Annotated in this window: 2 protein-coding genes; both read left to right on the top strand. The window is 64.6% G+C overall.

Translation table 11 applies throughout. From position 1 onward, the window contains the following. A partial coding sequence (locus tag J1902_RS18950) for a multicopper oxidase domain-containing protein (protein ID WP_207617918.1) occupies positions 1–1,172 on the top strand: 1,172 nt, incomplete at its 5' end. Positions 1,173–1,724: 552 nt separating this feature from the next. After that, positions 1,725–1,928 (top strand): cold-shock protein, encoded by a 204-nt coding sequence (locus tag J1902_RS18955; protein WP_207617919.1) that lies wholly within the window; start codon positions 1,725–1,727, stop codon positions 1,926–1,928. The last annotated feature ends 51 nt before the right edge of the window (positions 1,929–1,979 follow it).

Here is a 1,979-nt window from a genome sequence, read left to right on the forward strand (position 1 = left end):
AGGTTGCGATGGGCGGCATGTATCCGGGCGGGCTGGTGGGGGATTGGATCCTCGCTACCCCGGGCGGTGAATTGGAACATCATGAATACCGCAGCCAGGTGGACTTCAGCTCCGCCGTTATCCACGAGGGAAGCCCCGAAACAGAGTTCCGCCAGCGTCCGGACAAGGAGCTTGACTTCAAGTTCTTCAACAGCACGATGAAGTTCGACGACGGCGGCAACTTCGAGATCTGGACGTTCGAGTCGGAGACGTCCGGACGAAAATTCCCGGCGCCCCTGGCGCGCGTCACCGAGGGCCAGATCTTCCACGGCACGGTGCACCCCGGCAAGGAAGTCCACACCATCCACTGGCACGGGGTGGAACCGGACCCGCGCAACGACGGCGTGGGGCACACCTCCTTCGAGGTCACGGGCCAATACACCTACCAGTGGCAGCCCGAGCCCGGCCGGCCCGGCGACCCCAACGTCGGGGCGGCCGGCAACTACTTCTACCACTGCCACGTCAACACCCCGTTGCATGTGCAGTTGGGAATGTTCGGACCTTTGGTCATAGATCCCGTAGCCCACCCGGATTTCCCGGTGTCACCGGGGGCACGGCGGGCCTTCGTCGACGGGCCGGAATACGACATTGACACGGAAGCCATCCTGGCGCCGTACGCGGTCGATCCGCGGTGGAATGAACTCGGCCATGCGGCGGGTCTCTCCGGCGAGGATGTGGGGCTGGACAAATTCGAGCCGTCACATTTTTACCTGCTGGGCGGGGAGCTTGCCCATCCGCAGGAAGAGGACGGCCCCCGCCAGCTCTCCCGCATCCGCGCCAATGTCACCTCCGCAGACAGGAAACCGACGCTGCTGCGCTTCGTCAACGCCACCTTCATCCGGGTCAACGCCCATTTCACTGACGCAGCCGGGAAGCCGGTGGAAATGGCTGAACTGATCTCCCACGACGGCCGGCCGTACCGCGATACGTCCAGCCCAACCGGCGCCTGTCCGCCGACCTGCGACACCGACAGCCCCCTGGTGACGGACGTCATCAACGTCGGAGCCGCCGAGCGCTACGACATCATCCTGAATCCACCGTCCCCTGGCGATTATGTGCTAACCGTCGAACTTATGAAATGGACCTCTGACACGGTCATCGCGTCCCGCAACATCGCCATCATCGCCCGCTGACGGGCCCCGTTGCCTCATGTCAATACCTCCGGGAAGGTCAGGCGTTCCATGCGTGGTTGATGACGGGTTTGACTGGTGCGGGGTTCTTGGCGCGGGAGAGTGTTTCCAGTCCGCCGGTGAGCGCGAGGATGTGGCGGGGGCGGGCCGACAGCCGCACCGTCCCGCCCGCCCGGCGCACCCGCCCCGCCGGCATCCTGTCCAAGCGCGGGAACACCACCCGCAGCAGATCCCCACACTGTCGCAACGATCCCACCGCAGCGACGATCCGTCGCCGGTCACGAAATTCGTGCCGGAACCCTTCGTTTGGCGGTTAATCGCAGCTTCCAATGGCGGTTTCCGCGATCCCGTTTGAGGAACCCTGAACGGACGCAGAGCGCCTTTCTGATGACCGTGCCGGCATTAGTGGCCTCATGCGCGCACCTCGGATCCGGTGTAAGCGTGTCCCTTGCACCCGGTATCCCCGCCCCGTACCTTGGGGGCAGCGGAAGACGGTCTCCGCAGCCACCGGCCGCCCAGCGGCGGCGGATCAGAGCCACACGAAGGAACGCAGCCATGGCCACAGGCACAGTTAAATGGTTCAACGCAGAGAAGGGCTTTGGCTTGATCGCCCCCGACGACGGGTCCGCAGACGTTTTCGCCCACTACTCGGCGATCGCCAGCAGCGGCTACCGCTCCCTGGAAGAGAACCAGAAAGTCGAATTCGATGTGGTCCGGGGCCCGAAAGGCCCCCAGGCAGAGAACATCCGCCCGCTCTGACCGCCCACAGCAACTGCCGGACACGGCCGCAACACAACAGCGCATGCAACA

This window comes from Arthrobacter cavernae, assembly GCF_017368795.1.
In the GTDB taxonomy this organism is placed as follows: domain Bacteria; phylum Actinomycetota; class Actinomycetes; order Actinomycetales; family Micrococcaceae; genus Arthrobacter; species Arthrobacter cavernae.

Coding starts and splice junctions, on each gene's coding strand:
- J1902_RS18955 (WP_207617919.1), top strand. CDS start 1,725: ATGGCCACAGGCACAGTTAAATGGTTCAACGCAGAGAAGGGCTTTGGC.